The sequence below is a fragment of the Cupriavidus gilardii genome, assembly GCF_008801915.1.
GTDB lineage: Bacteria > Pseudomonadota > Gammaproteobacteria > Burkholderiales > Burkholderiaceae > Cupriavidus > Cupriavidus gilardii.
Window position 1 is genome coordinate 17,175 of the sequence record NZ_VZOV01000028.1, and the last position, 22,502, is coordinate 39,676.

Annotated in this window: 16 protein-coding genes, 1 tRNA gene and 1 pseudogene; 12 read left to right on the top strand and 6 right to left on the bottom strand. The window is 68.1% G+C overall.

What is annotated here, in order from left to right; translation table 11 throughout:
• The first annotated feature begins 191 nt into the window (after positions 1-191).
• From hfq to F7Q96_RS22975, 7 genes and pseudogenes are all read left to right on the top strand, one after another.
• The gene (gene hfq / locus F7Q96_RS22945; protein WP_006577126.1) at positions 192-431 is read left to right on the top strand and encodes an RNA chaperone Hfq; all 240 of its coding nucleotides are present in this window, start codon (positions 192-194) and stop codon (positions 429-431) included.
• Positions 432-604: 173 nt separating this feature from the next.
• Positions 605-1,795: pseudogene (gene hflX, locus F7Q96_RS22950) on the top strand (GTPase HflX); the annotation flags it as partial.
• 336 nt (positions 1,796-2,131) lie between these two features.
• Positions 2,132-3,493 (top strand): FtsH protease activity modulator HflK, encoded by a 1,362-nt coding sequence (gene hflK / locus F7Q96_RS22955; protein WP_006577128.1) that lies wholly within the window; start codon positions 2,132-2,134, stop codon positions 3,491-3,493.
• 13 nt (positions 3,494-3,506) lie between these two features.
• The gene (gene hflC, locus F7Q96_RS22960; RefSeq protein ID WP_006577129.1) at positions 3,507-4,397 is read left to right on the top strand and encodes a protease modulator HflC; all 891 of its coding nucleotides are present in this window, start codon (positions 3,507-3,509) and stop codon (positions 4,395-4,397) included.
• Between the two features lie 202 nt (positions 4,398-4,599).
• A complete protein-coding gene (locus F7Q96_RS22965) occupies positions 4,600-5,751 on the top strand; it encodes an ATP phosphoribosyltransferase regulatory subunit (protein WP_053822056.1) in 1,152 nt (383 codons plus the stop codon).
• A gap of 107 nt (positions 5,752-5,858) precedes the next feature.
• Complete coding sequence (locus tag F7Q96_RS22970; RefSeq protein WP_053822055.1) at positions 5,859-7,199, top strand: adenylosuccinate synthase; 1,341 nt, start codon at positions 5,859-5,861, stop codon at positions 7,197-7,199.
• 119 nt (positions 7,200-7,318) lie between these two features.
• Positions 7,319-7,882, top strand: a complete 564-nt coding sequence (locus tag F7Q96_RS22975; RefSeq protein ID WP_053822054.1) for a phosphoribosyltransferase — start codon at positions 7,319-7,321, stop codon at positions 7,880-7,882.
• A gap of 97 nt (positions 7,883-7,979) precedes the next feature.
• Here the strand turns inward: F7Q96_RS22975 and F7Q96_RS22980 are convergent, their stop codons facing one another.
• The 3 genes from F7Q96_RS22980 to F7Q96_RS22990 form a co-directional block, all read right to left on the bottom strand.
• Positions 7,980-8,600 carry an NAD(P)-dependent oxidoreductase gene (locus F7Q96_RS22980; RefSeq protein ID WP_053822053.1) on the bottom strand — a complete coding sequence of 207 codons (621 nt, stop codon included), beginning with the start codon at positions 8,598-8,600 and terminating at the stop codon, positions 7,980-7,982.
• A gap of 90 nt (positions 8,601-8,690) precedes the next feature.
• Positions 8,691-9,125: an Rrf2 family transcriptional regulator gene (locus F7Q96_RS22985; RefSeq protein WP_053822052.1), complete on the bottom strand. Its 435-nt coding sequence runs from the start codon at positions 9,123-9,125 to the stop codon at positions 8,691-8,693.
• A gap of 493 nt (positions 9,126-9,618) precedes the next feature.
• Positions 9,619-9,705: transfer RNA gene (locus F7Q96_RS22990), tRNA-Leu, on the bottom strand.
• A gap of 70 nt (positions 9,706-9,775) precedes the next feature.
• Here F7Q96_RS22990 and rnr point away from each other — a divergent pair.
• The 3 genes from rnr to F7Q96_RS23005 all read left to right on the top strand — a co-directional run bounded on the left by rnr (position 9,776) and on the right by F7Q96_RS23005 (position 14,217).
• The gene (rnr, locus tag F7Q96_RS22995) at positions 9,776-12,424 is read left to right on the top strand and encodes a ribonuclease R (RefSeq protein WP_053822051.1); all 2,649 of its coding nucleotides are present in this window, start codon (positions 9,776-9,778) and stop codon (positions 12,422-12,424) included.
• Between the two features lie 234 nt (positions 12,425-12,658).
• Entirely contained in the window at positions 12,659-13,405 is a 747-nt protein-coding gene (gene rlmB, locus F7Q96_RS23000) for a 23S rRNA (guanosine(2251)-2'-O)-methyltransferase RlmB (protein WP_053822050.1), read from the top strand.
• Positions 13,406-13,473: 68 nt separating this feature from the next.
• Positions 13,474-14,217, top strand: a complete 744-nt coding sequence (locus tag F7Q96_RS23005; protein ID WP_053822049.1) for an SIR2 family NAD-dependent protein deacylase — start codon at positions 13,474-13,476, stop codon at positions 14,215-14,217.
• Positions 14,218-14,245: 28 nt separating this feature from the next.
• Here the strand turns inward: F7Q96_RS23005 and tal are convergent, their stop codons facing one another.
• Positions 14,246-15,199, bottom strand: a complete 954-nt coding sequence (gene tal / locus F7Q96_RS23010; RefSeq protein ID WP_053823127.1) for a transaldolase — start codon at positions 15,197-15,199, stop codon at positions 14,246-14,248.
• A 248-nt stretch (positions 15,200-15,447) separates the two neighbouring features.
• Between tal and rpiA the strand changes: the two genes are divergently transcribed.
• Positions 15,448-16,134, top strand: a complete 687-nt coding sequence (rpiA, locus tag F7Q96_RS23015; protein ID WP_151023344.1) for a ribose-5-phosphate isomerase RpiA — start codon at positions 15,448-15,450, stop codon at positions 16,132-16,134.
• Between the two features lie 122 nt (positions 16,135-16,256).
• Here the strand turns inward: rpiA and F7Q96_RS23020 are convergent, their stop codons facing one another.
• Positions 16,257-16,529 carry an oxidative damage protection protein gene (locus F7Q96_RS23020; RefSeq protein ID WP_006577139.1) on the bottom strand — a complete coding sequence of 91 codons (273 nt, stop codon included), beginning with the start codon at positions 16,527-16,529 and terminating at the stop codon, positions 16,257-16,259.
• A gap of 115 nt (positions 16,530-16,644) precedes the next feature.
• Positions 16,645-17,994: an amino-acid N-acetyltransferase gene (gene argA, locus F7Q96_RS23025; RefSeq protein WP_170265957.1), complete on the bottom strand. Its 1,350-nt coding sequence runs from the start codon at positions 17,992-17,994 to the stop codon at positions 16,645-16,647.
• 167 nt (positions 17,995-18,161) lie between these two features.
• On the opposite strand from argA, the gene hrpA reads away from it, so the two are divergent.
• Positions 18,162-22,277, top strand: a complete 4,116-nt coding sequence (hrpA, locus tag F7Q96_RS23030) for an ATP-dependent RNA helicase HrpA (RefSeq protein ID WP_151023346.1) — start codon at positions 18,162-18,164, stop codon at positions 22,275-22,277.
• Positions 22,278-22,502: the final 225 nt, after the last annotated feature.

Below are 22,502 nucleotides of genomic sequence, written 5' to 3' on the forward strand. Positions count from 1 at the left end.
CTGTGGCGCCGAAGTTTCGTTTGCGTTCGTTTGGAACTGCGGCTAAATTCACACTAGCGGGAGCCCCCGCTGGTTGATGCCGGCCTGGTACCGTTTTGACTTTTTTTGACGCGATCTTGCGTCGTCCGACTTGAAACCGGGGATATCGATCCCCATCATTGATCACTAAATCTATAAATTTGGAGTGTGCCATGAGCAACAAAGGGCAATTGCTACAAGACCCGTTCCTGAACGCGCTGCGCAAGGAGCACGTGCCGGTTTCCATCTACCTCGTCAATGGCATCAAGCTGCAAGGTAATATCGAATCGTTCGACCAATACGTCGTCCTGCTGCGTAACACGGTGACGCAGATGGTCTACAAGCATGCGATTTCCACTGTCGTTCCCGCGCGCGCGGTCAATTTCCGCGTCGACGACTCCGCGGAAGGCTGATTCCGACGCCGCTCGCATTTCCCGCCGCGCGCACGCGCGGCAATCACGCTCCGACGCCGCGCCAGCGCCATCCGGTGCTGGCGCGGCATCGTTCTTTGTAGCGTCGCGTTTTGCGGAGCGCGCCTTCCTGTTTCTGATCCCCGTTTTTTCCCGCGCCGCTGTGCGCCCCGAGCTTGCAACCTAGAGCCACTTCCCCCTCCGAACCCACCCGCGCCATTCTCGTCGGCGTCGATTTCGGCAAGCACGATTTCGAAGAGAGCCTGAGCGAACTGGCGTTGCTGACGTCCACCGCCGGCTCCACGCCGGTGCATACCCTGACCGGCAAGCGTTCGCGTCCGGATCCGGCGCTGTTCATCGGCTCGGGCAAGGCCGAGGAGCTGAAGGAAGCGGCCGACGCGCTCGATGCCGACGTGGTGGTGTTCAACCACGCGCTGAGTCCCGCGCAGCAGCGCAATCTCGAACGCTTTCTGAACCGGCACGTGATCGACCGCACGGGCCTGATCCTCGATATCTTCGGCCAGCGCGCGCAAAGCCATGTCGGCAAGGTGCAGGTCGAACTGGCCCAGGTGCAATACCGCGCCTCGCGGCTGGTCCGCGCCTGGAGCCACCTGGAGCGGCAGAAGGGCGGTATCGGCATGCGCGGCGGCCCGGGCGAGCGCCAGCTCGAACTGGACCGCCGCATGCTGGACGACCGCGCCAAGCGGCTGAAGACGGATCTGTCGCGGCTGCAGCGCCAGCACAGCACGCAGCGCCGTGCCCGCGCGCGCAACGAGACGCTGAGCATCTCGCTGGTCGGCTATACCAATGCCGGCAAGTCGACGCTGTTCAACGCGCTGACCAAGGCGCGCGCCTATGCGGCCAACCAGTTGTTCGCGACGCTCGATACGACCTCGCGCCGGCTCTATCTGGATGGCCTGGGCAATGTGGTGCTGTCCGATACCGTCGGCTTCATCCGCGACCTGCCGACCCAGCTGGTGGCGGCGTTCCGAGCCACGCTGGAGGAGACAGTGCATGCCGATCTGCTGCTGCATGTGGTCGACGCCGCCAGTCCGGTGCGACACGAGCAGATCGAACAGGTCAATCGCGTGCTGGCGGAGATCGATGCGGCCGACATTCCGCAGATCGTCGTGATGAACAAGATCGACGCGGCCCCTGAACTGCTCGAACACGGTCCGCGCATCGAACGCAACGAGGACGGTGTGCCCGTGCGGGTCTTCATCAGCGCGCGCGACGGCATCGGGCTGGACGGCCTGCGCGATGCGATCGTCGATGTCGCCCGCTGGCTGGCCGAGCGGCCGGCCGCGCCGGACCCGGCCGACCCGCGGCTGCAGGATCTGCACGAGCGCCGCCAGCCGGAGGGCGACGGCGCGGATGGCGCCGCGTTTGCCGAGCTCGGCGCCGATGCGCAGTCCGACGCGGAAGATGCCGATCCGGATTCGGACTCCGCTTCGGACTTCGGTTCGGACTCCGCTTCGGACTCCGGTTCGGACTCCGCTTCGGACTCCGGTTCCGACGCGGATTTCGACCGCGGTTCGGACCCTGGTTCGGAGCCCCGAGCGCGGGCCGATCGCCGACTTCCCGATCGCGACGCCGACTGACGCGGGCGGCGCCATGCGCCGCCTTCGGCATCAAATGAGCAAAAGTGGCGTCGATGGCTGCTAGAATCCCCTCGTTACAACTTTCCCGGAACCGTGCCCTACATGCCCCAGTTCTCCCGGACCTCTGATACAAGCCTTGCCCGAGGCGCCCGTCGGCCGAGCAGCTGGCAGCGTCTGCGCGCGATCCTGTCGCTGAACGATCCTCGCTGGGGCCGTGGCGACAAGGACGACGAGGACAAGGATGGGCGCGACGGCGGACGCGACAACGGCCGCCAGAACCAGCGCCCGCAGGACGGTCCGCCGGACCTCGACGAGCTGTGGCGCGATTTCAACCGCCGCCTGAACAGCCTGCTGGGCCGCAAGGACAACGGCGGCGGCAACAACAACCAGAACTTCGGCGGCGGCACCCGCACGCCGGGCAAGGGCTCCGGCATCGGCGCCGGCGTGATCGCGGTCGCGGTGATCGCGATCTGGCTGGCCAGCGGCTTCTTCATGGTGCAGGAAGGCCAGACCGCGGTGGTGCTGCAGTTCGGCAAGTTCAAATACACCACCGGTCCGGGTATCAACTGGCGCATGCCGTGGCCGATCCAGTCGGCCGAGATCGTCAACCTGTCGGCCGTGCGCTCGGTCGAGGTTGGCCGTTCGACCTCGATCAAGGACAGCAATCTGAAAGACTCGTCGATGCTGACGCAGGACGAGAACATCATCGACGTCCGCTTCACGGTGCAGTACGACATCCAGGACGCAACCGAATTCCTGTTCTTCAACAAGACCGACCGCGGCGGCGACGAGGAACTGGTGACGCAGGCCGCCGAGACCTCGGTGCGCGAGATCGTCGGCCGCAACAAGATGGATTCGGTGCTGTACGAGAACCGCGAACAGATCGCCCAGGGCCTGGCCAAGTCGATCCAGGCAATTCTGTCGGCCTACAAGACCGGCATCCGCGTGATTTCGGTGAACGTGCAGAGCGTGCAGCCGCCGGAGCAGGTGCAGGCGGCGTTCGACGACGTCAACAAGGCCAGCCAGGACCGCGAGCGCGCGATCAGCGAAGGCCAGGCCTACGCCAACGACGTGATTCCGCGCGCCCAGGGTACCGCCGCGCGCCTGGCCGAGGAGGCGCAGGCTTACAAGGCCCGCGTGATCGCGCAGGCCGAGGGCGATGCCTCGCGCTTCCGCCAGGTGCAGAACGAGTACGCCAAGGCGCCGCAGGTCACGCGCGACCGCATCTATCTGGAAACGATGCAGCAGATCTACGCCAATACCAGCAAGGTGCTGGTCGATACGAAACAGGGCAACAATCTCCTCTACCTGCCGCTGGACAAGCTGATGGCGCAGTCGCAGGGCGATTCCCGCGGGATGGCCGGCGCGGTGCCGCCGCCGGCCACGCCGGCACCGGTGCCGGACGCCAGCGCCGACACGCGTTCGCGCGAAGCGCTGCGCAATCGCGATCGCGATTCCCGTTGAGGAGAGAACCGAGATGAACCGACTGATTTCCTATGCCATCGGCCTCTTCATCGTGCTGGCGATTGCCTCCTCGATGGTGTTCGTGGTCGACCAGCGGCAGTACGCCGTGGTGTTCGCCTTCGGCGAGATCAAGCAGGTGGTGCGCGACCCCGGCCTGCATTTCAAGCTGCCGCCGCCGCTGCAGAACGTGGTCTTCATGGACCGCCGCCTGCAGACCATCGACGTGGCCGCCGGCGAGCGTTTCCTGACCGCCGAGAAGAAGAGCATGATGGTGGACTGGTTCGTCAAATGGCGAATCACCGATCCGCGCAAGTTTTTCGTCGCCTTCGGCGGCAACCTGCGCGGCGCGCAGGACCGCATGACGCAGCGGATCGATGCCGCGGCGCGCGAGGAGTTCGGGCGCCGCACCGTTGCCGAGGTGGTCGCCGGCGAGCGCGACAAGGTCATGCAGAACATCCGCAACAGCATGACCGAGTACGGCCAGTCGGTCGGCGTCGAGATCCTCGACGTGCGCCTGAAGCGCGTCGACCTGCTGCCGGCGATCAGCGAATCGGTCTACCGCCGGATGGAAGCCGAGCGCAAGCGCGTCGCCAACGAGCTGCGCTCGACCGGCGCGGCCGAGGGCGAGAAGATCCGCGCCGACGCCGATCGTCAGCGCGAGGTGGTGCTGGCCGAGGCCTATCGCGAGGCGCAGAAGATCAAGGGCGAGGGCGATGCCCGCGCCTCGCAGATCTACGCCGATGCGTTCGGCCGCGATCCGCAGTTCGCGCAGTTCTGGCGCAGCATGGAAGCCTATCGCAACACCTTCCGCGACAAGCGCGACGTGCTGGTGCTGGAACCCGACTCCGAGTTCTTCCGCTACATGCGCTCGTCGGGCGGCGCGCAGACGGCGACCCGTCGCTAGCGAGCGTACCGGCCTCCGCAGTGCGATAGCGCGATAACGCGGTAGCGCGGCAGTGCGGTAGTCCGCTGTGCCCGAACCCCGGCTTGCCGGGGTTTTGTTCGCCCGCAGGGCGGTGCGCCATCGGCGCCGTCCGCTGACCGATGCCCCTTTTGTGCGAGCCGCCCGCGCCCGGCCCGCGACCCACATGAATCAGAGAAGCACCATGTCCAACCACTGGCTCCTGCCCGAGAACATCGCCGACGTGCTGCCGTCGGAGGCCCGCAAGATCGAGGAGCTGCGCCGCCGCATGCTCGATCTGTTCCGCACCTACGGCTACGAGCTGGTGATGCCGCCGCTGCTGGAATACATCGAGTCGCTGCTGACCGGCACCGGCCACGATCTGGACCTGCGTACCTTCAAGCTGGTCGACCAGCTGTCGGGCCGCACGATGGGCCTGCGTGCCGATATCACGCCGCAGGTTGCCCGCATCGACGCACACCTGCTGAATCGTCCCGGCGTGACGCGGCTGTGCTACGCCGGCAACGTGCTGCACGCGCGCCCGGCCGGCTTTCATGCGACGCGCGAGCCGATCCAGGTCGGTGCCGAGATCTATGGCCATGCGGGCCTGGAGGCCGACGTCGAGATCCAGAATCTGATGCTGGCCGCGCTGCAGTCGGCCGGGCTCGGCGAGGTGCGGCTGGACCTGTGCCATGCCGGCATCGTCGCGGCGCTGCTCGACGGCCTGCCGCCGGCGCGCAGCAACGAGCAGGCCCTGTTCGATGCGCTCGAGAACAAGGATGTGCCGGGCCTGCGCGAGCTGACCGCCGGTTTCCCGCAGGTCGAGCGCGACGCGCTGCTGGCGCTGCCGACGCTGTATGGCGGCCCCGAGGTGATCGAACGGGCCCGCGCGGTGCTGCCGAGCAGTCCGGCCATCGGCCGCGCGCTGGACGAGCTGGCGTTCCTCGCCGGCGAGGTGCGCGGCGCCACGGTCAATATCGACCTTGCCGATCTGCGCGGTTACCACTATCACAGTGGAGTCATGTTCGCGGCCTACGTGGCGGGCCTGCCCAACCACGTCGCCCGCGGCGGCCGCTACGACAAGGTAGGCGAGGCCTTCGGCCGCGCGCGCCCGGCCACCGGCTTTTCGCTGGACCTGCGCGAGGTGGCGGCGCTGTCGCCGGTCGAGGTGCGCGCGCTGGCGATCTTCGCGCCGTGGGACGCCGATCCCGCGCTGCGCACCGCGATCGCGGCGCTGCGCGAGGGCGGCGAGATCGTGATTCAGTCGCTGCCGGGCCACACGCACGAGCTCGACGAGTTCAATTGCGACCGCCAGCTGGTGCGCGACGGCGGCCGCTGGGTGGTGGTGCCGCGCTGAGCGGCCGGTCTTGCCGCGGGCGCCGGTCTGAGCGGTTCTCCGGCCAAAATCGGGGATCGGCCCGCAACAAGAGTAGAATACGTTTTTAACCTTCTGACCAGTTCAACATGTCCGCTTCAGCAGTAAGCCAGGGACGCAACGTCGTCGTGATCGGCACCCAGTGGGGTGACGAAGGCAAAGGGAAAATCGTCGATTGGCTTACCGATCATGCAAAGGGCGTGGTGCGGTTCCAGGGTGGCCACAATGCCGGCCACACGCTGATCATCGGCGGCAAGAAAACGATTCTGCGGCTGATCCCGTCGGGGATCATGCGCGAAGGCACCGTCTGCTATATCGGCAACGGCGTGGTGCTGTCGCCCGAGGCGCTGTTCCGCGAGATCGAGGAACTGGAAGCGGCCGGCCTGCAGGTGCAGAACCGCCTGCGCATTTCCGAGGCGGCCACGCTGATCCTGCCGTACCACGTGGCCATCGACAAGGCGCGCGAGCTGCGCCGTGGCGCCGGCAAGATCGGCACCACCGGCCGCGGCATCGGCCCGGCTTACGAAGACAAGGTGGCCCGCCGCGCGCTGCGCGTGCAGGACCTGTTCGATCCGCAGCAATTCGCCGAACGCCTGCGCGAGAACCTGGACTTCCACAACTTCATGCTGACCCAGTACCTGGGCGCCGAGGCGGTGGACTTCCAGCAGACGCTGGACGAGGCGCTGGCCTATGCGCCGCGCCTGGCGCCGATGGTGGCGGACGTGTCGGCCGAGCTGTACGCGGTCAATGCCGCCGGCCAGAACCTGATGTTCGAAGGCGCGCAGGGCACGCTGCTCGATGTCGATCACGGCACCTATCCGTTCGTGACCTCGAGCAACTGCGTGGCGGGCGCCGCCACCGCCGGCGCCGGCGTCGGCCCGGGCCGTCTGCATTACATCCTGGGCATCACCAAGGCCTATTGCACGCGCGTCGGATCGGGCCCGTTCCCCAGCGAGCTGTACGACAACGACAATCCGCGCCGCCAGGATCCGATCGGCGTGCGTCTGGCCAATGTCGGCAAGGAATTCGGCTCGGTCACCGGCCGGCCGCGCCGCACCGGCTGGCTCGATGCCGCGGCGCTGAAGCGCTCGGTGCAGATCAACGGCGTGTCGGGCCTGTGCATGACCAAGCTGGACGTGCTCGACGGCCTCGACACGATCCGCCTGTGCGTCGGCTATACGCTGGACGGCAAGCAGATCGACATGCTGCCGCGCGGCTCGGACGCCGTGGCACGCTGCGAACCGATCTACGAAGACTTCGCCGGCTGGAACGAATCGACCTTCGGCATCAAGAGCTGGGACGCGCTGCCCGAGGCCGCGCGCCAGTACCTGAAGCGCATCGAGGAAGTGGTCGGCATTCCGATCGACATGATCTCGACCGGTCCGGACCGCGACGAAACCATTCTGCTGCGTCATCCGTATCTGATCTGATTCGACGCCAGCCGCGGGCAAACCGCGGCCTTCGATGGAAATCCGGCCCGCGCAAGCGGGCCTTACTGTATCCCGCGCACGGGAAACCCCTATTACAAAGCAGCGACGAAGAGCAAGCGATGACCCTGCCCCAGAACGATGACGAGAACCTGTGGATCTCGTGGGACGAATACCACCGGCTGATTGCCCGCCTGGCACTGAACGTGCACGAGTCGGGCTGGCGTTTCGACAAGATCCTGTGCCTGGCGCGCGGCGGCCTGCGCGTCGGCGACCAGATGTCGCGAATCTTCGACGTGCCGCTGGCGATCCTCGCCACCAGCAGCTACCGGGAGGCGGCCGGCACGGTGCAGGGCGATCTCGATATCGCGCAGTACATCACGATGACGCGCGGCGAGCTCAGCGGCCGCATCCTGCTGGTCGACGATCTGGTCGACTCGGGCGTGACGCTGGAGCGCGTCGGCCGCCATCTGCAGGAACGCTATCCGGCGGTGACCGAGGTCCGTTCGGCGGTGCTGTGGTACAAGGCCTGTTCGAAGGTCAAGCCCGACTATCACGTCAGCTTCCTGCCGACCAATCCCTGGATCCATCAGCCGTTCGAGGAATACGACACGCTTCGTCCGCATAACCTGGCCGCCTGGCTCAAGCGCGGCAAGCGGGCGGAGGGCGAGGGCGGCCAGGGCTGATTGGCCCGCGGATTTTTCCGTCACCCCGGCCTTCTCCGCTTGCGGGAGAGGGCCGGGGGAGAGGGCGGCGCACCCGCCGCTCCCTTCAATACCCTCTTCAATACCCCACCGTAAGCCGCTCGCGCGAATGCGCGTGCCGCTCCAGTTCGTCGACCAGCGCGACGGCGAAGTCCTCCATCGAGATCCAGCTCTTGCCGTTGGCGTCGGCCAGCAGCTCGTCCTTCCCGACGCGATAGCTGCCGGTACGCTGGCCCGGCTCCAGCAGCGCGGACGGCGACAGGAAGACCCAGTCCAGCTCCTTCTCCGCCCGCAGTGCATTCAGGAAGTCGCGGCCGGCCAGCGCCTCGTCCTTGTAGGCCGCCGGAAATTCGGGCGTGTCGACCAGCTGCACCCCGGGTGCGACATACAGACTGCCGGCACCGCCGACCACCGCCACGCGCTTGACGCCGGCCTGGCGGGCCAGTTGCAGCAGCGGCTCGGGTCCCGCCTGCGCGAAGCGCACCGCGCTGACCAGGGCGTCGTGACCGGCCAGGGCCGGCGCCAGCTTTGCGGTATTGGCCAGATCGGTGATATCCGCGTCCAGCCGTTTCAGGCCCGGACGATCCGCCAGCGTGCCGGCGTGGCGAGCGATCGCGGTCACGGTATGGCCGCGCCGCAGCGCTTCGTCGGCGATGCGGCTGCCGACACGTCCGGTAGCACCCAGGATGGCGATTTGCATGATGGAACTCCTTCACAGGTTGGCTTCGCGAGGAAGCAAAGAGAGCTTCGCATATGAAACTACCGTAGTTACATATGCGGACAAAAAAAATCAGCGCCGCCGCGCGCGCGCCGATCGCTGGACCTCGGCCAGCATGCCGGCGATTGTCGTCTGCGCCAGGTTTTCCTCCATCGCGGCCTGCGCCCGGTCGGTGATGCGGATCAGCGCGCCGGTGATCTCGCGCCCGACCATGCAGGCCGGATTCGGTGCGCCGGCATGCCGCCCGATCACGCTGTCCGACTCCACCGCGCGGAACACATCGCGCAGCGTGATCGTGTTCGCGGCCCGTGCCAGCGAGGCGCCGCCCGCGGCGCCCATCGCGGTGCAGACCAGTCCCGCCTGCGCCAGCACGCCGATCAGCCGGCGGATCAGCGCGGGATTGGTGCCGACGCTGCCGGCGATCAGCGAGGAAGGCAGCGGCTCGTCGGCGCTGGCGAGCAGCGTCAGGATATGAACGGCAACGGCGAATCGGCTGCTGGTGGACATGGCGGAAAACGAATAAGTGAAACCATCGTAGTTACATATAGCCAAACTGTCAACCGCGGCGGAAAACGATGGAGGGAAGGGTGCCGGGCGATCGGAGGGCGATCGGCGGGCAAGCGGCCGGCAAGCGATGCAGACACGAACTCGACAGAATGCCGGAAGCGCCACTGAAGCTGATACACTGCGCGTTGATGCCGAGGCGCGGCGATGACGGTCGTGCCTGACGCAAGGGGCGGCGCAGCCGCGCATCGGTGATACCGATTGCAGGCGCGCCGCAAGCAGTGAAAGATGGTCGTCGGCCGCGCACGGTCGGCACATGGTCGGAATTCGTCGGGACGCGATCCCGGGGATCCGGGGCAACCGGCGCTCGCGGCGCCGAACTGGAGCGCCAATGGCCCGATCAAAGCAGAACGCGCAAGCGATCCGGATGGAAACGCAGATGCACGCGGGAAAGAAAAAACCCGCAGCGCCGGAAAGCGATGCGGGTTTTTTGATCTGGTGCCCAGGAGAGGACTCGAACCTCCACAGTGTTGCCACCGCTAGGACCTGAACCTAGTGCGTCTACCAATTCCGCCACCTGGGCAGGTGTCGAAACAACCGAAGCGCTCATTATAGCGACGACAATCGATTTGTCAAATCCTCTTTAGAAGAAATTGAATCAGAACAACTATCCGATCCCGAGTCGGGAAGAAATCCTCGGCGTCCTGCGTACCTCCGGTTCGCCACTGTCGGCCGGCGACATCGCCAAGGCCCTCGCCGTCACGCGCAAGGAGCATGACGGCTTCCAGAAACGGCTGGCCGCGATGGAACGCGACGGCCAGATCGAACTGAACCGCAAGGGCCGCTACGAGCTCGCGCACCAGCCCAATTTCGTGGTCGGCCGCGTGCAAGGCCACCGTGACGGCTTCGGCTTCCTGATCCGCGACGACGGCGAGGACGATATCTTCCTGCCCGAGCGCGAGCTGCAGAAGGCGATGCACAACGATCGCGCGCAGGTGCGCGTGATCGGCTACGACCGCCGCGGCCGCCCCGAAGGGCAGATCGTCGAGATCGTCGAGCGCGCCAACCGTTTCGTGATCGGCCGCCTGCTCAGCGAGGGCGGCGTGCTGGTGGTGGCGCCCGAGGACAAGCGCATCAGCCAGGACATCCTGATCCCGCCGCGCGCGCAGGGCAAGGCCAAGGTCGGCCAGGTCGTCAGCGTCGAGATCGTCGAATATCCGGACCGCTATGTGCAGCCGGTCGGCCGCGTGGTCGAGGTGCTGGGCGAGATCGACGATCCCGGCATGGAGATCGAGATCGCGGTGCGCAAGTACGGCGTGCCGCATACGTTCTCGCCGGCCGCGCTGAGCGAGGCGGCGGCGCTGCCCGACGAGGTGCGGGAGGCCGACCTGGACCACCGCATCGACCTGCGCGACGTGCCGCTGGTGACGATCGATGGCGAGGACGCGCGCGACTTCGACGACGCGGTCTATTGCGAGCCGGTCAAGATCGGCCGCGCCAAGGGCTGGCGCCTGATCGTCGCGATCGCCGACGTCTCGCACTATGTGCGCCCCGGCACGCCGCTGGACGCCGATGCGCTGGACCGCGCGACCTCGGTCTACTTCCCGCGCCGCGTGATTCCGATGCTGCCGGAGAAGCTGTCGAACGGCCTGTGCTCGCTGAACCCGCTGGTCGACCGCCTGTGCATGGTCTGCGACGCGGTGATCACCGCCAAGGGCGAGCTCAAGGCCTATCAGTTCTATCCCGCCGTGATGCACTCGGCCGCGCGCCTGACCTACAACGAGGTCTGGGCGGTGCTGTCCAACACCAAGGGTCCGGAGGCCCACAAGCGCGCCGAGCTGGTGCCGCATCTGCAGAACCTGTACGAGCTGTACCAGGTCCTGCTGAAGGCGCGCCGCGAGCGCGGGGCGATCGACTTCGACACCACCGAGACCTATATCGTCTGCAATGCGCAGGGCAAGATCGAACAGATCCTGCCGCGCACGCGCAACGACGCGCACCGGCTGATCGAGGAATGCATGCTGACCGCCAACGTCTGCGCGGCCGACTTCCTCGAGCGCTTCAAGCATCCCGCGCTGTACCGGATCCATGCCGGCCCCAGCGAGGAAAAGCTCAAGGCGCTGCGCGAGTTCCTGAGGACCTCGGGCCTGTCGCTGGGCGGCGGCGACAAGCCGCAGGCGTCCGACTACGCCGAGGTCATGGACAAGATCAAGGCGCGTCCCGATGCGCCGATGCTGCAGACCATGCTGCTGCGCTCGATGCAGCAGGCGGTCTACAGCCCGGACAACATCGGCCACTTCGGGCTGGCCTACGAGGCCTACGCCCACTTCACCAGCCCGATCCGGCGCTATCCGGACCTGCTGGTGCACCGGGCGATCAAGGCGGTGCTGGCGCATACCAAGTACCAGCCGGCCTTTGCCCCGGGCACCGCGCTCAATACCGCGATCTCGCCGAAGGCCCGCCGCATGCAGGCCAAGGACGAGGCCGCGCGGGCCGAGAAGATGGCCGGCCGCGCCCGCCGCAACGAAGCGGTGTGGGACGAGCTCGGGCTGCACTGCTCGGCCAACGAGCGGCGCGCCGACGAGGCCTCGCGCGATGTCGAGGCCTGGCTCAAGTGCTACTTCATGCGCGACAAGCTGGGCAACGAGTTCGCCGGCACGGTCAGCGCGGTGACCTCGTTCGGCATCTTCGTGCAGCTCGACGAGCTGTATGTCGAAGGACTGGTCCACGTGACCGAACTGGGCAGCGACTACTTCGAGTACGACGAGGCGCGCAACGAGCTGCGCGGCCAGCGCACCGGCATCCGCTACCGGCTGACCGACCGCGTGCGCGTACAGGTCTCGCGCGTCGACCTCGACGCCCGCAAGATCGACTTCAGGCTGGTGCAGGAGCCGTCGGCCAAGAGCCTGCGCGCGCGCCCGACCACCGAGCCGGCGCCGCATGTGCCCGCGGCGCATGCACTGCCGGCGCGCAAGAAGGGCCGCCAGCTGGCTGCGCTGCTGGGCGGCACCTCCAAGCCGGAGGAGTCGTTCGACGAAACGCTGGATCGCGTGTTCGAGGAGCAGCCCGTGTTCGAGGCGGTGATCACGCCGGTCAAGATCCGGCCAGAGGGCGGTGCGGCCGGCGCCACCGGCAAGCCGTCCAAGCGGGCCGCCAAGCCCAAGCCGGCCGGCGCGGTAGCCAGGACGGGCGGCAGGGCGGGCGGCAAGACCGCGGCGAAGTCGACCGCCAAGCGGGCCGGCAAGGCCGCCGGCAAGACGGCCCGCAAGACCGCGTCGAAGAAGGCCACGCGGACGCGGTAAGCCAGGGCGGGCAGCGGCAGACCGAGCGCTGCTGCCCTCTCCTCGGTCCCGCTCCCGCGAGCGGGAGCGCGAAGCAAAGGGGGCGCGCCGTCCGCGAGGGAGCCTGATGCGAATGCCGCGGCTTTCATCGGGTGCAACCTCGCATGGCGCCGCCGCATGCAGCCCTGCCTCCCGCTGTTGCAAGCCCGGAGACGGCGGGGGAGAGGGCGAGCCCGGGCGGGTACAATCCCGCCCATGGCCAAACAAAAACTTCTGATCGGCTTTCACGCCGTCACCGCGCGCCTGCGCCAGGACGCGGCCGGCGTCTCCGACGTCTATATCGAGTCCGCGCGGCGCGATCGCCGCATGCAGGACTTCATCCGCCTCGCCGAGGGACTCGGCGTGCGTCTCCATCCGGTCGATGCCGAGCGCCTGCGCGGCATGGCGGGCACCGACCGCCACCAGGGCGTGGTCGCCCGCGCCGAGGACGTGTCGCTGGCGCTCAATCTCGACGAACTGCTCGACGGCATCGAGGGCACGCCGCTGCTGCTGGTGCTCGATGGCGTCACCGATCCGCACAATCTCGGCGCCTGCCTGCGCGTGGCCGACGGCGCCGGCGCGCATGCGGTGATCGCGCCCAAGGACCGCAGCGTCGGCCTGAACGCGACCGTCGCCAAGGTGGCCAGCGGCGCGGCCGAGACCGTGCCCTATATCACCGTGACCAATCTGGCCCGCACGCTGCGCGAACTGCAGGAGCGCGGCATCTGGGTCGTCGGTACCGCCGATGGCGCCGAGCGCACCGTCTATGACATCGACCTGAAGGGCCCGACCGCGCTGGTGATGGGCGCCGAAGGCGAGGGCATGCGCCGCCTGACGCGCGAGACCTGCGACGAGCTGGTGTCGATCCCGATGGCCGGCGGCGTCGAAAGCCTGAACGTGTCGGTCGCCAGCGGCGTCTGCCTCTATGAAGCGGTGCGGCAGCGCCGCGCGGTGGCGCGTTGAGCGGACGGGCCGATCAAGTGGGCGCAATGAAGTTGGCGCAATGAAGTTGGCGCAATGAAGGAGGCGCGATGCTGATCGATGCCGCCGACCTGGCCGACGCACGGCGGCGCATCGCCGCCGCCAGCGACATCCTGGTGCTGACCGGCGCCGGCATCTCGGCCGAGTCCGGCGTGCCGACCTTCCGCGATGCGCTGACGGGCCTGTGGGCCCGTTTCGATCCCGAGGAACTGGCCACCGAGGACGCCTACCGCCGCCAGCCCGGCCTGGTCTGGGACTGGTATCAGCATCGCCGCGCACTGGTTGCGGCGGCGCAGCCCAATCCCGCCCATCGTGCGATCGTCGCGCTGGCCGCGCAGAAGAACGTGACGCTGGTCACGCAGAACGTCGACGGGCTGCACCAGCGCGCGGGCAGCCCCGACGTGATCGAGCTGCACGGCAATCTGTTCGCCAACAAATGGCTGGACGGCTGCGGCCGCTGCGAGGCCGCGCCGGACGACGGCCGCAGCCCGCCGCGCTGCGTCCATTGCGGCGCGCCGATGCGGCCCGGCGTGGTGTGGTTCGGCGAGGACCTGCCGCGCGTGGCGCGCTACCGCGCCGAGCATGCGGCGCAGACCTGCGATCTGTGCCTGGTGGTCGGTACCTCGGGCATGGTCTATCCGGCGGCGGGGTTGCCGGGCCTGGCCAAGGACCATGGGGCCGGCGTGATCGTCGTCAATCCGCAGCCGTCGGCGCTGGACGCGACCGCCGACCTGGTGCTGTCCGCGCCGGCCGGGCAATGCCTGCCGATGCTGTGGGACGCGGCCGGCGACTGACGCAGGCCCGCGCCGCGTCCACCGCTCTTCAGGAGAACGTCTCGGCGATCAGCCGTTCCAGCTTGACCGCATCGGCAGCGAAGGCGCGGATGCCCTCGGCCAGCTTCTCGGTGGCCATCGCGTCCTCGTTCAGCTGCCAGCGGAAGGCCGGCTCGTCGCAATGCACGCGGGCGATATGGCCGGCCTGGGCATCGTCGACCGACAGCTTGCGCTCGACCGGCGCGGTGCTGGCCGCCAGCTGTTCCAGCAGCTCGGGGCTGATCGTCAGCAGATCGCAGCCGGCCAGCGACAGGATCTGGTCGGTATTGCGAAAGCTCGCGCCCATCACCTCGGTCTTGTAGCCGAAGCGCTTGTAGTAATCGTAGATCTGCCGCACCGAATGCACGCCCGGATCGGCATCGCCGCTGTTCGCATCGGGATTCCACTTGTCGCCGGCCTGCTTGCGGTACCAGTCGAGGATGCGGCCGACGAACGGCGAGATCAGCTGCGCGCCGGCCTCGGCGCAGGCCACCGCCTGCACCAGCGAGAACAGCAGCGTCATGTTGCAGCGGATGCCTTCGCGCTGCAGCACCTCGGCCGCGCGGATGCCTTCCCAGGTCGACGCGATCTTGATCAGCACGCGCTCGCGCGGCACGCCGGCGCGCTCGTACAGCGCGATCAGGTGGCGCGCCTTGTCGACGGTCGCCGCGGTATCGAAGGACAGCCGCGCGTCGACCTCGGTCGACACCCGGCCCGGCACGATCTGCAGGATCTCGCCGCCGAAGGCGATCAGCAGCGCGTCCATCACGGCATCGACGCCGGCGTCGTGATGATCGCGCACGGCCTTCTCGAGCAGCGGCCGGTATTCGGGCTTCTGCACGGCCTTCAGGATCAGCGACGGATTGGTGGTGGCGTCCTGCGGCGTGTACTGCTTCATCGCCTGGAAGTCGCCGGTATCGGCCACCACGGTGGTGAACTGCTTCAGTTGCGCTAGCTGGTTCATGATGATTGCGTCGGACGGGAAGGGAATCGGAACGGGGTCGCCGCGGCGGGGCTGCATCAGTGCAGTGCCATATCGGTATGCCGCATCGGTATGCCGCCTTGGGGCCACGTCGGGTCATTGTACCGGCCCATTGTGGGACCCCTGGCGGCCAGGGCGCAATCCGTTACACTACGCGGTTTCCGCAACCGACTTTTGCGGCTCGCAACGTACCGCACCGCGGTCCACGGGGCAGCCGAAGGCAGCAGGCAATGACCCAGGATGAACTGAAGGCGCAGGTGGCGCAGGCCGCCACGGACTATGTCGAGAAGGAAGTCCCCGAAGGGGCAGTGCTCGGTGTCGGCACCGGGTCGACCGCCAACCTGTTCATCGATGCGGTGGCGCGCTTCAAGGACCGCTTCGCCGGCGCGGTGTCGAGCTCCGAGGCCTCGACCCGCCGCCTGCAGCAGCACGGCTTCAAGGTGCTGGACCTGAACGAGGTCGACGAGATCCCCGTCTATGTCGACGGCGCCGACGAGATCGACGCCAGCGGCGCGATGATCAAGGGCGGCGGCGGCGCGCTGACGCGCGAGAAGATCGTCGCCTCGGTGGCGCGCACCTTCGTCTGCATCGCCGACGCCAGCAAGCTGGTCGGCGTGATGGGCCAGTTCCCGTTGCCGGTCGAGGTGATTCCGATGGCCCGCGCCGCGGTGGCGCGCCAGCTGGCGGCGCTGGGCGGCCAGCCGCGCCTGCGCATGACCAGGGAAGGCGGCATCTACAAGACCGACAACGGCAATGTGATCCTGGACGTCGGCGGCCTGGCCATCGGCGACCCGAAGGGCATGGAGCAGGCGATCAACCAGCTGCCCGGCGTGGTGACGGTGGGGCTGTTCGCGCTGCGCGGCGCCGACGTGCTGCTGCTGGGCACGGCCGATGGCGTGCGGCGCACGGACTTCTGAGCCGATTCGTCAGCCTGCACAAACGACAAAGGCGCCAGCAAACCTGGCGCCTTTTGTTTTCCCCTGTCCCGCTTGCGGGACAGGGGAACACCATCAGCCGAGAAAATCCTGCCGCGTGCCGCTCAGGCCTGCGGCGGCACATACCCCGCCGCCTGGTCCGCGCCCTCGCCGAAGAAGTACTTCTCGGTCTGCTTCAGCAGATACTGCCGCGCACGGGCGTCGGCCATGTTCAGCCGGTTTTCGTTGATCAGCATGGTCTGGTGCTTGAGCCAGCCGGCCCAGGCCTCCTTCGACACGTTCTGCCAGATCTTCTTGCCCAGTTCGCCGGGCAGCGGCGGGAAATCGAGGCCCTCGGCCTCCTTGTTCAGCTTGACGCAATGGACCATGCGGGCCATGGGGAACTCCTTCTATCCTTCTGTTCGTGTGATCGCGGCGCGATGTCGTGGGGCGTTCGTACGGCGGCTATTGTAGCGAAGCGGACCTCCGGGCCGGGCGCCGCCCCTACCGTCCTTACAGTTTCTTCATCAGCACCATCGACTTGCGCTGCCAGTTGTACAGCTTGCGCTTGTCCTCGGGCAGGTCGTCGACGCTGGCGCGCACGAAGCCGCGCTTCAGGAACCAGTGCTCGGTGCGGGTCGTCAGCACGAACAGCCGCTCCAGGCCGAGCGCGCGGGCCCGCCGCTCGATGCGCTTGAGCAGCCGTTCGCCGTCGCCGGTGCCCTGGGCCTCGGGCGAGACCGTCAGGCAGGCCATCTCGGCCATGCCTTCGCGCGGGTAGGGGTAGAGCGCGGCGCAGCCGAACAGCACGCCGTCGTGCTCGATCACCGAGAAGTTGGCGATGTCGCGCTCGATCAGATGGCGCCCGCGCGGCACCAGCGTGCCGTCCTGCTCGAGCGGCGCGATCAGCTGCACGATCGCGCCGACGTCGTCGAGCGTGGCCTCGCGCAGGCTCTCCAGATCGGTGTCCGACACCATCGTGCCGACGCCGTCGTGCAGGAACAGTTCCAGCAGCACCGAGCCGTCCATGTCGAACGGGATCAGATGCGCGCGCGGCACGCCGCCCTTGAGCGCCTTGACCAGATGCTGCAGGTAGTAGGCGACGTCGGGCGGCAGGTGGTTGTTCTGCAGGCGCTCGACCGCGGTGCGCAGCGACATCTCGGGCATCAGCTTGCCGACCGGGTCCAGCACGCCCGGCACCTCGGTGATGAAGATCAGCTTGTCGGCCTTCAGCGCGGTGGCGGTCGCGCTGGCGACATCCTCCATCGACAGGTTGAAGGCCTGACCAGTGGGCGAGAAGCCCAGCGGCGACAGCAGCACGATCTTGCCGTGCTGCAGCGACATGCGCACCGAATCGCCGTCGATCTTGCGAACGAGACCGGTGTGCTGGTAGTCGGTGCCCTCGACGATGCCGACCGGGCGCGCGGTGACGAAGTTGCCGGATACCACCGACAGCTGCGCCCCGGCCATCGGCGTATTGGGCAGGCCCTGGCTGAACGCGGCCTCGATATCGAGGCGCAGTTCGCCCGACGCTTCCTTCGCGCATTCGAGCGCCGCGTTGTCGGTGATGCGCAGCCCGTCGACGAAGCGCGACTCGACCTGGCGCAGCGCCAGCTGTTCCTCGACCTGCGGACGCGAGCCATGCACCAGCACGATCTGCATGCCCATCGCGTGCAGCAGCGCGACGTCGTTGACCAGCGCGTTCAGCATGCCGGCCTTGACCAGCTCGCCGCCGAAGGCGATCACGAAGGTCTTGCCGCGGAAGGCATGGATATACGGCGCGACCGCGCGCAGCCAGTCGACGAACTGCTGGCGGTCCGGTCCGGGCGCGGCGCGCTCCGGCGTGGCGGGCGCCTTCGGCAGGCTGGGCACATCCGGCGTGGTGGAAGGAACGGCCACGGTCGCGGCCGGCGCATCGATGGCGTCGGCGGCAGGGTCGGGCAGGGGATCGCCGGCTGCGTCGTTGTGCGCGCCGGCTGTCGGGGTCGTGGCGGTTCTGGCGTTCATGGCGCGGATTATAATCCCCGCCAATGTCCGAACAACGCCCCGTCCCACCCGCAGCCCTGCGCCGCAGGCCGCCCCGACCGCAGTCCGCACGCCAGTCCCAGGGTCCATCGAAGAGCCAGTCCGAAGGTTCGCCCCAGGGCCCGACCGAAGACCAGTCCGAACGCAAGCCCGAACGCCGCCCCGAAGGCCGGCCCGAAGGCCGGCCCGCGCGCCGCGCGGTGTTCGCCAATCCGCTGCCGCCGATTACATTCCCCGAAGCGCTGCCCGTCTCGGCACGGCGCGACGAGATCGCGCGCGCGATCGCGCAGCACCAGGTGGTGATCGTCTCGGGCGAGACCGGCTCGGGCAAGACCACGCAGCTGCCCAAGATATGCCTGTCGATCGGCCGCGGCCCGGCGCGTGCCGATGCCGCCGGCGCCGAAGGGAACGGCGAAGGGAACGGCGAAGGGAAGGGCGAAGACCAGGGCAAGGGCAAGGACGGCCAGCCCCGGCGCCGCGGCGGCCTGATCGGCCATACCCAGCCGCGCCGCATCGCCGCGACCTCGACCGCCAAGCGCATCGCGCAGGAGCTCGGCTCGCCGGTGGGCGAGCACGTCGGCTACCAGGTGCGCTTCAACGACACGATGTCGCCCGGCGCGTCGATCAAGCTGATGACCGACGGCATCCTGCTGGCCGAGACGCAGACCGATCCGCTGCTGCGCGCCTACGACACGATCATCATCGACGAGGCCCACGAGCGCAGCCTGAACATCGATTTCCTGCTGGGCTATCTGAAGGAGATCCTGCCGCGCCGCCCGGACCTGAAGGTGATCATCACGTCGGCGACGATCGACGCGCAGCGCTTCGCCGAACATTTCGGCAGCGGCGGCAAGCCGGCGCCGGTGATCGAGGTCAGCGGGCGGCTGTATCCGGTCGAGATCCGCTATCGCCCGATCGCCGACGAAGGCAGCGCGAACCAGCGGGGCGACAAGGCCGACAAGAGCGACAAGGGCGCCAGGGCCGGCGATAGCCCGGCGAAGTCGGCGCAGGCGCGCGAGCGCGACCTGTACGACGGCATCGTCGACGCGGTCGACGAGCTGAGCCGGCTCGGCCCCGGCGACGTGCTGGTGTTCCTGCCCGGCGAGCGCGAGATTCGCGAGGCCGCCGAGGCGCTGCGCAAGCACCATCCGCCGCACACCGAGATCCTGCCGCTGTTCGCGCGGCTGTCGGTGCAGGAGCAGGAGCGCGTGTTCAAGCCGTCGAACGCGCGCCGCATCGTGCTGGCCACCAACGTCGCCGAGACCTCGCTGACGGTGCCCGGCATCCGCTATGTGGTCGACACGGGCCTGGCGCGCGTCAAGCGCTATTCGTATCGCAACAAGGTCGAGCAGCTGCAGATCGAGCCGATCTCGCAGGCGGCCGCCAACCAGCGCGCCGGCCGCTGCGGCCGCGTCGCCGACGGCGTCTGCATCCGCCTGTACGACGAGGCCGATTTCGCCGCGCGCCCGCGCTTCACCGATCCCGAGATCCTGCGCTCGTCGCTGGCCGCGGTGATCCTGCGGATGAAGGCGCTGCGCCTCGGGGCGATCGAGTCCTTCCCGTTCATCGAGCCGCCGCTGGGCCGCGCGATCGCCGACGGCTATCAGCTGCTGCAGGAGCTGGGCGCCGTCGACGAGGCCAATGCGCTGACGCCGCTGGGCAAGCAGCTGGCGCGCCTGCCGCTGGACCCGCGCGTGGCCCGGATGATCCTGGCCGCGCGCGACCAGCATTGCCTGCGCGAGGTGCTGATCATCGCCAGCGCGCTGTCCGTGCAGGATCCGCGCGACCGTCCGCAGGAGGCGCAGGAGGCCGCCGACCAGGCGCACCGCAAGTTCATGGACGAACGCTCGGAATTCCTCGGCTGGGTCAAGCTGTGGAAGTGGTTCGAGGACGCGGTCGCGCACAAGAAGAGCAATCGCCAGCTGCAGGACCAGTGCCGCGCCAACTTCCTGTCGCATCTGCGGCTGCGCGAATGGCGCGACGTCCATTCGCAGCTGCTGACCACGGTCGCCGAGCAGGGCTGGAAGCTCAATGACAGCGAGCCGACCTACGAGCAGGTCCACAAGGCGCTGCTGACCGGTCTGCTCGGCAATATCGGCCAGAAGCTGGACGAGGCCGACGGCCGCGGCCGCGAGTACCTGGGCGCGCGCGGCATCAAGTTCCATCTGTGGCCCGGCTCGCTGGTGGCGCGCAAGATGGGCCGCTGGCTGATGGCCGCCGAGCTGGTCGAGACCAGCCGGCTGTTTGCCCGCACGCTGGCGCGCATCGAGCCTGACTGGCTCGAGCAGGTCGGCCGCCATCTGCTGAAGGTCAGCTGGAGCGATCCGCACTGGGAGAAGAAGGCCGGCCAGGTGCTGGCGATGGAGCGCGCCACGCTGTATGGCCTGACGGTCTACCAGCACCGGCGCGTGCACTACGGCCCGATGAACCCCCGGGAAGCGCGCGAGCTGTTCATCCGCCGCGCGCTGGTCGAAGGCGAATTCGATACGCGGCTGCCGTTCTACGCGCACAACCAGCGGCTGGTGCGCGAGATCGAGAACCTCGAGCACAAGGCGCGCCGGCAGGACGTGCTGGTCGACGACGAGCTGATCTACGCCTTCTACGATCGCCATATCCCGGCCGACATCCATCAGCAGACCCAGTTCGAGCAGTGGTACCAGAAGGAGAGCGCGCGCGACCGCAAGCTGCTGTACCTGAACCGCGAAGAGCTGATGCGGCACGAGGCGGCCGGCATCACCACCGACCTGTTCCCGAAGACGCTGAACGTCGCCGGCGTCGACATGGGTTTGAGCTACCACTTCGAGCCCGGCAGCCATCGCGACGGCGTCACGCTGACGGTGCCGCTGTACGCGCTGAACCAGGTCCGGCCCGAGCGCGCCGACTGGCTGGTGCCCGGCATGATCAAGGAGAAGGTGCACCTGCTGCTCAAGTCGCTGCCGCAGAAGCTGCGCCGCCATTGCGTGCCGCTGCCCGACTATGCGGCGGGCTTCGTCGAGCGCCGGCCGTTTGGCGAGGGCGAGCTGATCGACGTGCTGATCGCCGATATCCGCGAGCAGACCGGCACGATGATCCGGCGCGCGGACTTCAAGCTGGAGACGCTGCCGGCCCACCACTTCATGAACTTCAAGGTGGTCGACGAGCACGGCCGCCAGCTCGACATGGGCCGCAACCTGGCGCAGCTGCGCGCGGAACTGGGCGGGCAGGCGCAGCAGTCGTTCCAGAGCCTGGTCGCGCGCGAGGCGCCGGTGGCCGAGGCCGCGCAGTATGAGGGGCTGACCGGGTGGACCTTCGGCGAGCTGCCCGAGCTGCTGGAAATCCGCAAGGGCAACCGCACGCTGTTCGGCTATCCGGCGCTGGTCGACCGCGACACCCACTGCGACGTCGAGGTGTTCGACGACCCGCAGGAGGCCGAGCGCCTGCACCACGCCGGGCTGCGGCGGCTGTTCGCGCTGCAGCTGCGCGAGCAGGTCAAGTTCGTGCAGAAGAACATCCCCGGGCTGTCGCAGATGGCGATGCAGTACATGACGCTGGGCACGCAGGACATGCTGCGCGACCAGATCGTGACGCTGGCGCTGGAGCGTGCCTGCATGCAGGCGCCGCTGCCGCGCAACGAGGCCGAGTTCGCCGCGCGCAAGGAGGAGGGCCGCGGGCGGCTCGGCCTGCTGGCGCAGGAGATCGCCCGGCTGGCCGGCACCATCCTGGCCGAGTACGCGGCGCTGCCGCGCAAGCTGCTGCAGGCCAAGCCCTTCGCCGCCGCCCATGCCGACATGCAGGCGCAGCTGTCGCAGTTGATGGGCAAGCATTTCCTGGCCGAGACCCCGTACGACAGGCTGGTGCATTTCCCGCGCTATCTGAAGGGCATCGCGATGCGGATCGACAAGCTCAAGGGCGATCCGGCCCGGGATGCGCAGCGGCAGCAGGAAATGGCGCCGCTGCTGCAGCAGTGGCAGCGCGCCGACAGGCAGCGGCGGCAGGCCAGGGGCGGCGAGGACGCGCGGATGGAGGAATTCCGCTGGATGCTGGAGGAGCTGCGCATCGCGCTGTTCGCGCAGGAATTGCGAACCCCGGTGCCGATGTCTGTCAAGCGCCTGCAGAAGGTGTGGGAGTCGATGCAACGGTAGGGCGGCCGGCGCACGATTTTGGCGCATCCGGTCATCGAAACGAGGGGGCTCGACGTTAGAATGCGTGGGCCTTGGCGGTCGCATGTTTGCGGCCGCCTGGACCGCCTGGACGGACGGTCCGGCGCTTGCGTGTTCCGCCGCCGGTTCCACGTTCCGTCCGTTCCGTTTCCTTGTTCGATCCCTGCCGCCGACCGTCCCGAACGGTCCGCCAACCGTTCCGTTCGC

Excerpts from the sequence above, each read along its gene's own strand:
- hfq (WP_006577126.1), top strand. The coding sequence starts at position 192 with ATGAGCAACAAAGGGCAATTGCTACAAGACCCGTTCCTGAACGCGCTG.
- hflK (WP_006577128.1), top strand. The coding sequence starts at position 2,132 with ATGCCCCAGTTCTCCCGGACCTCTGATACAAGCCTTGCCCGAGGCGCC.
- hflC (WP_006577129.1), top strand. The coding sequence starts at position 3,507 with ATGAACCGACTGATTTCCTATGCCATCGGCCTCTTCATCGTGCTGGCG.
- F7Q96_RS22965 (WP_053822056.1), top strand. The coding sequence starts at position 4,600 with ATGTCCAACCACTGGCTCCTGCCCGAGAACATCGCCGACGTGCTGCCG.
- F7Q96_RS22970 (WP_053822055.1), top strand. The coding sequence starts at position 5,859 with ATGTCCGCTTCAGCAGTAAGCCAGGGACGCAACGTCGTCGTGATCGGC.
- F7Q96_RS22975 (WP_053822054.1), top strand. The coding sequence starts at position 7,319 with ATGACCCTGCCCCAGAACGATGACGAGAACCTGTGGATCTCGTGGGAC.
- F7Q96_RS22980 (WP_053822053.1), bottom strand. The coding sequence starts at position 8,600 with ATGCAAATCGCCATCCTGGGTGCTACCGGACGTGTCGGCAGCCGCATC.
- F7Q96_RS22985 (WP_053822052.1), bottom strand. The coding sequence starts at position 9,125 with ATGTCCACCAGCAGCCGATTCGCCGTTGCCGTTCATATCCTGACGCTG.
- rlmB (WP_053822050.1), top strand. The coding sequence starts at position 12,659 with ATGGCCAAACAAAAACTTCTGATCGGCTTTCACGCCGTCACCGCGCGC.
- F7Q96_RS23005 (WP_053822049.1), top strand. The coding sequence starts at position 13,474 with ATGCTGATCGATGCCGCCGACCTGGCCGACGCACGGCGGCGCATCGCC.
- tal (WP_053823127.1), bottom strand. The coding sequence starts at position 15,199 with ATGAACCAGCTAGCGCAACTGAAGCAGTTCACCACCGTGGTGGCCGAT.
- rpiA (WP_151023344.1), top strand. The coding sequence starts at position 15,448 with ATGACCCAGGATGAACTGAAGGCGCAGGTGGCGCAGGCCGCCACGGAC.
- F7Q96_RS23020 (WP_006577139.1), bottom strand. The coding sequence starts at position 16,529 with ATGGCCCGCATGGTCCATTGCGTCAAGCTGAACAAGGAGGCCGAGGGC.
- hrpA (WP_151023346.1), top strand. The coding sequence starts at position 18,162 with ATGTCCGAACAACGCCCCGTCCCACCCGCAGCCCTGCGCCGCAGGCCG.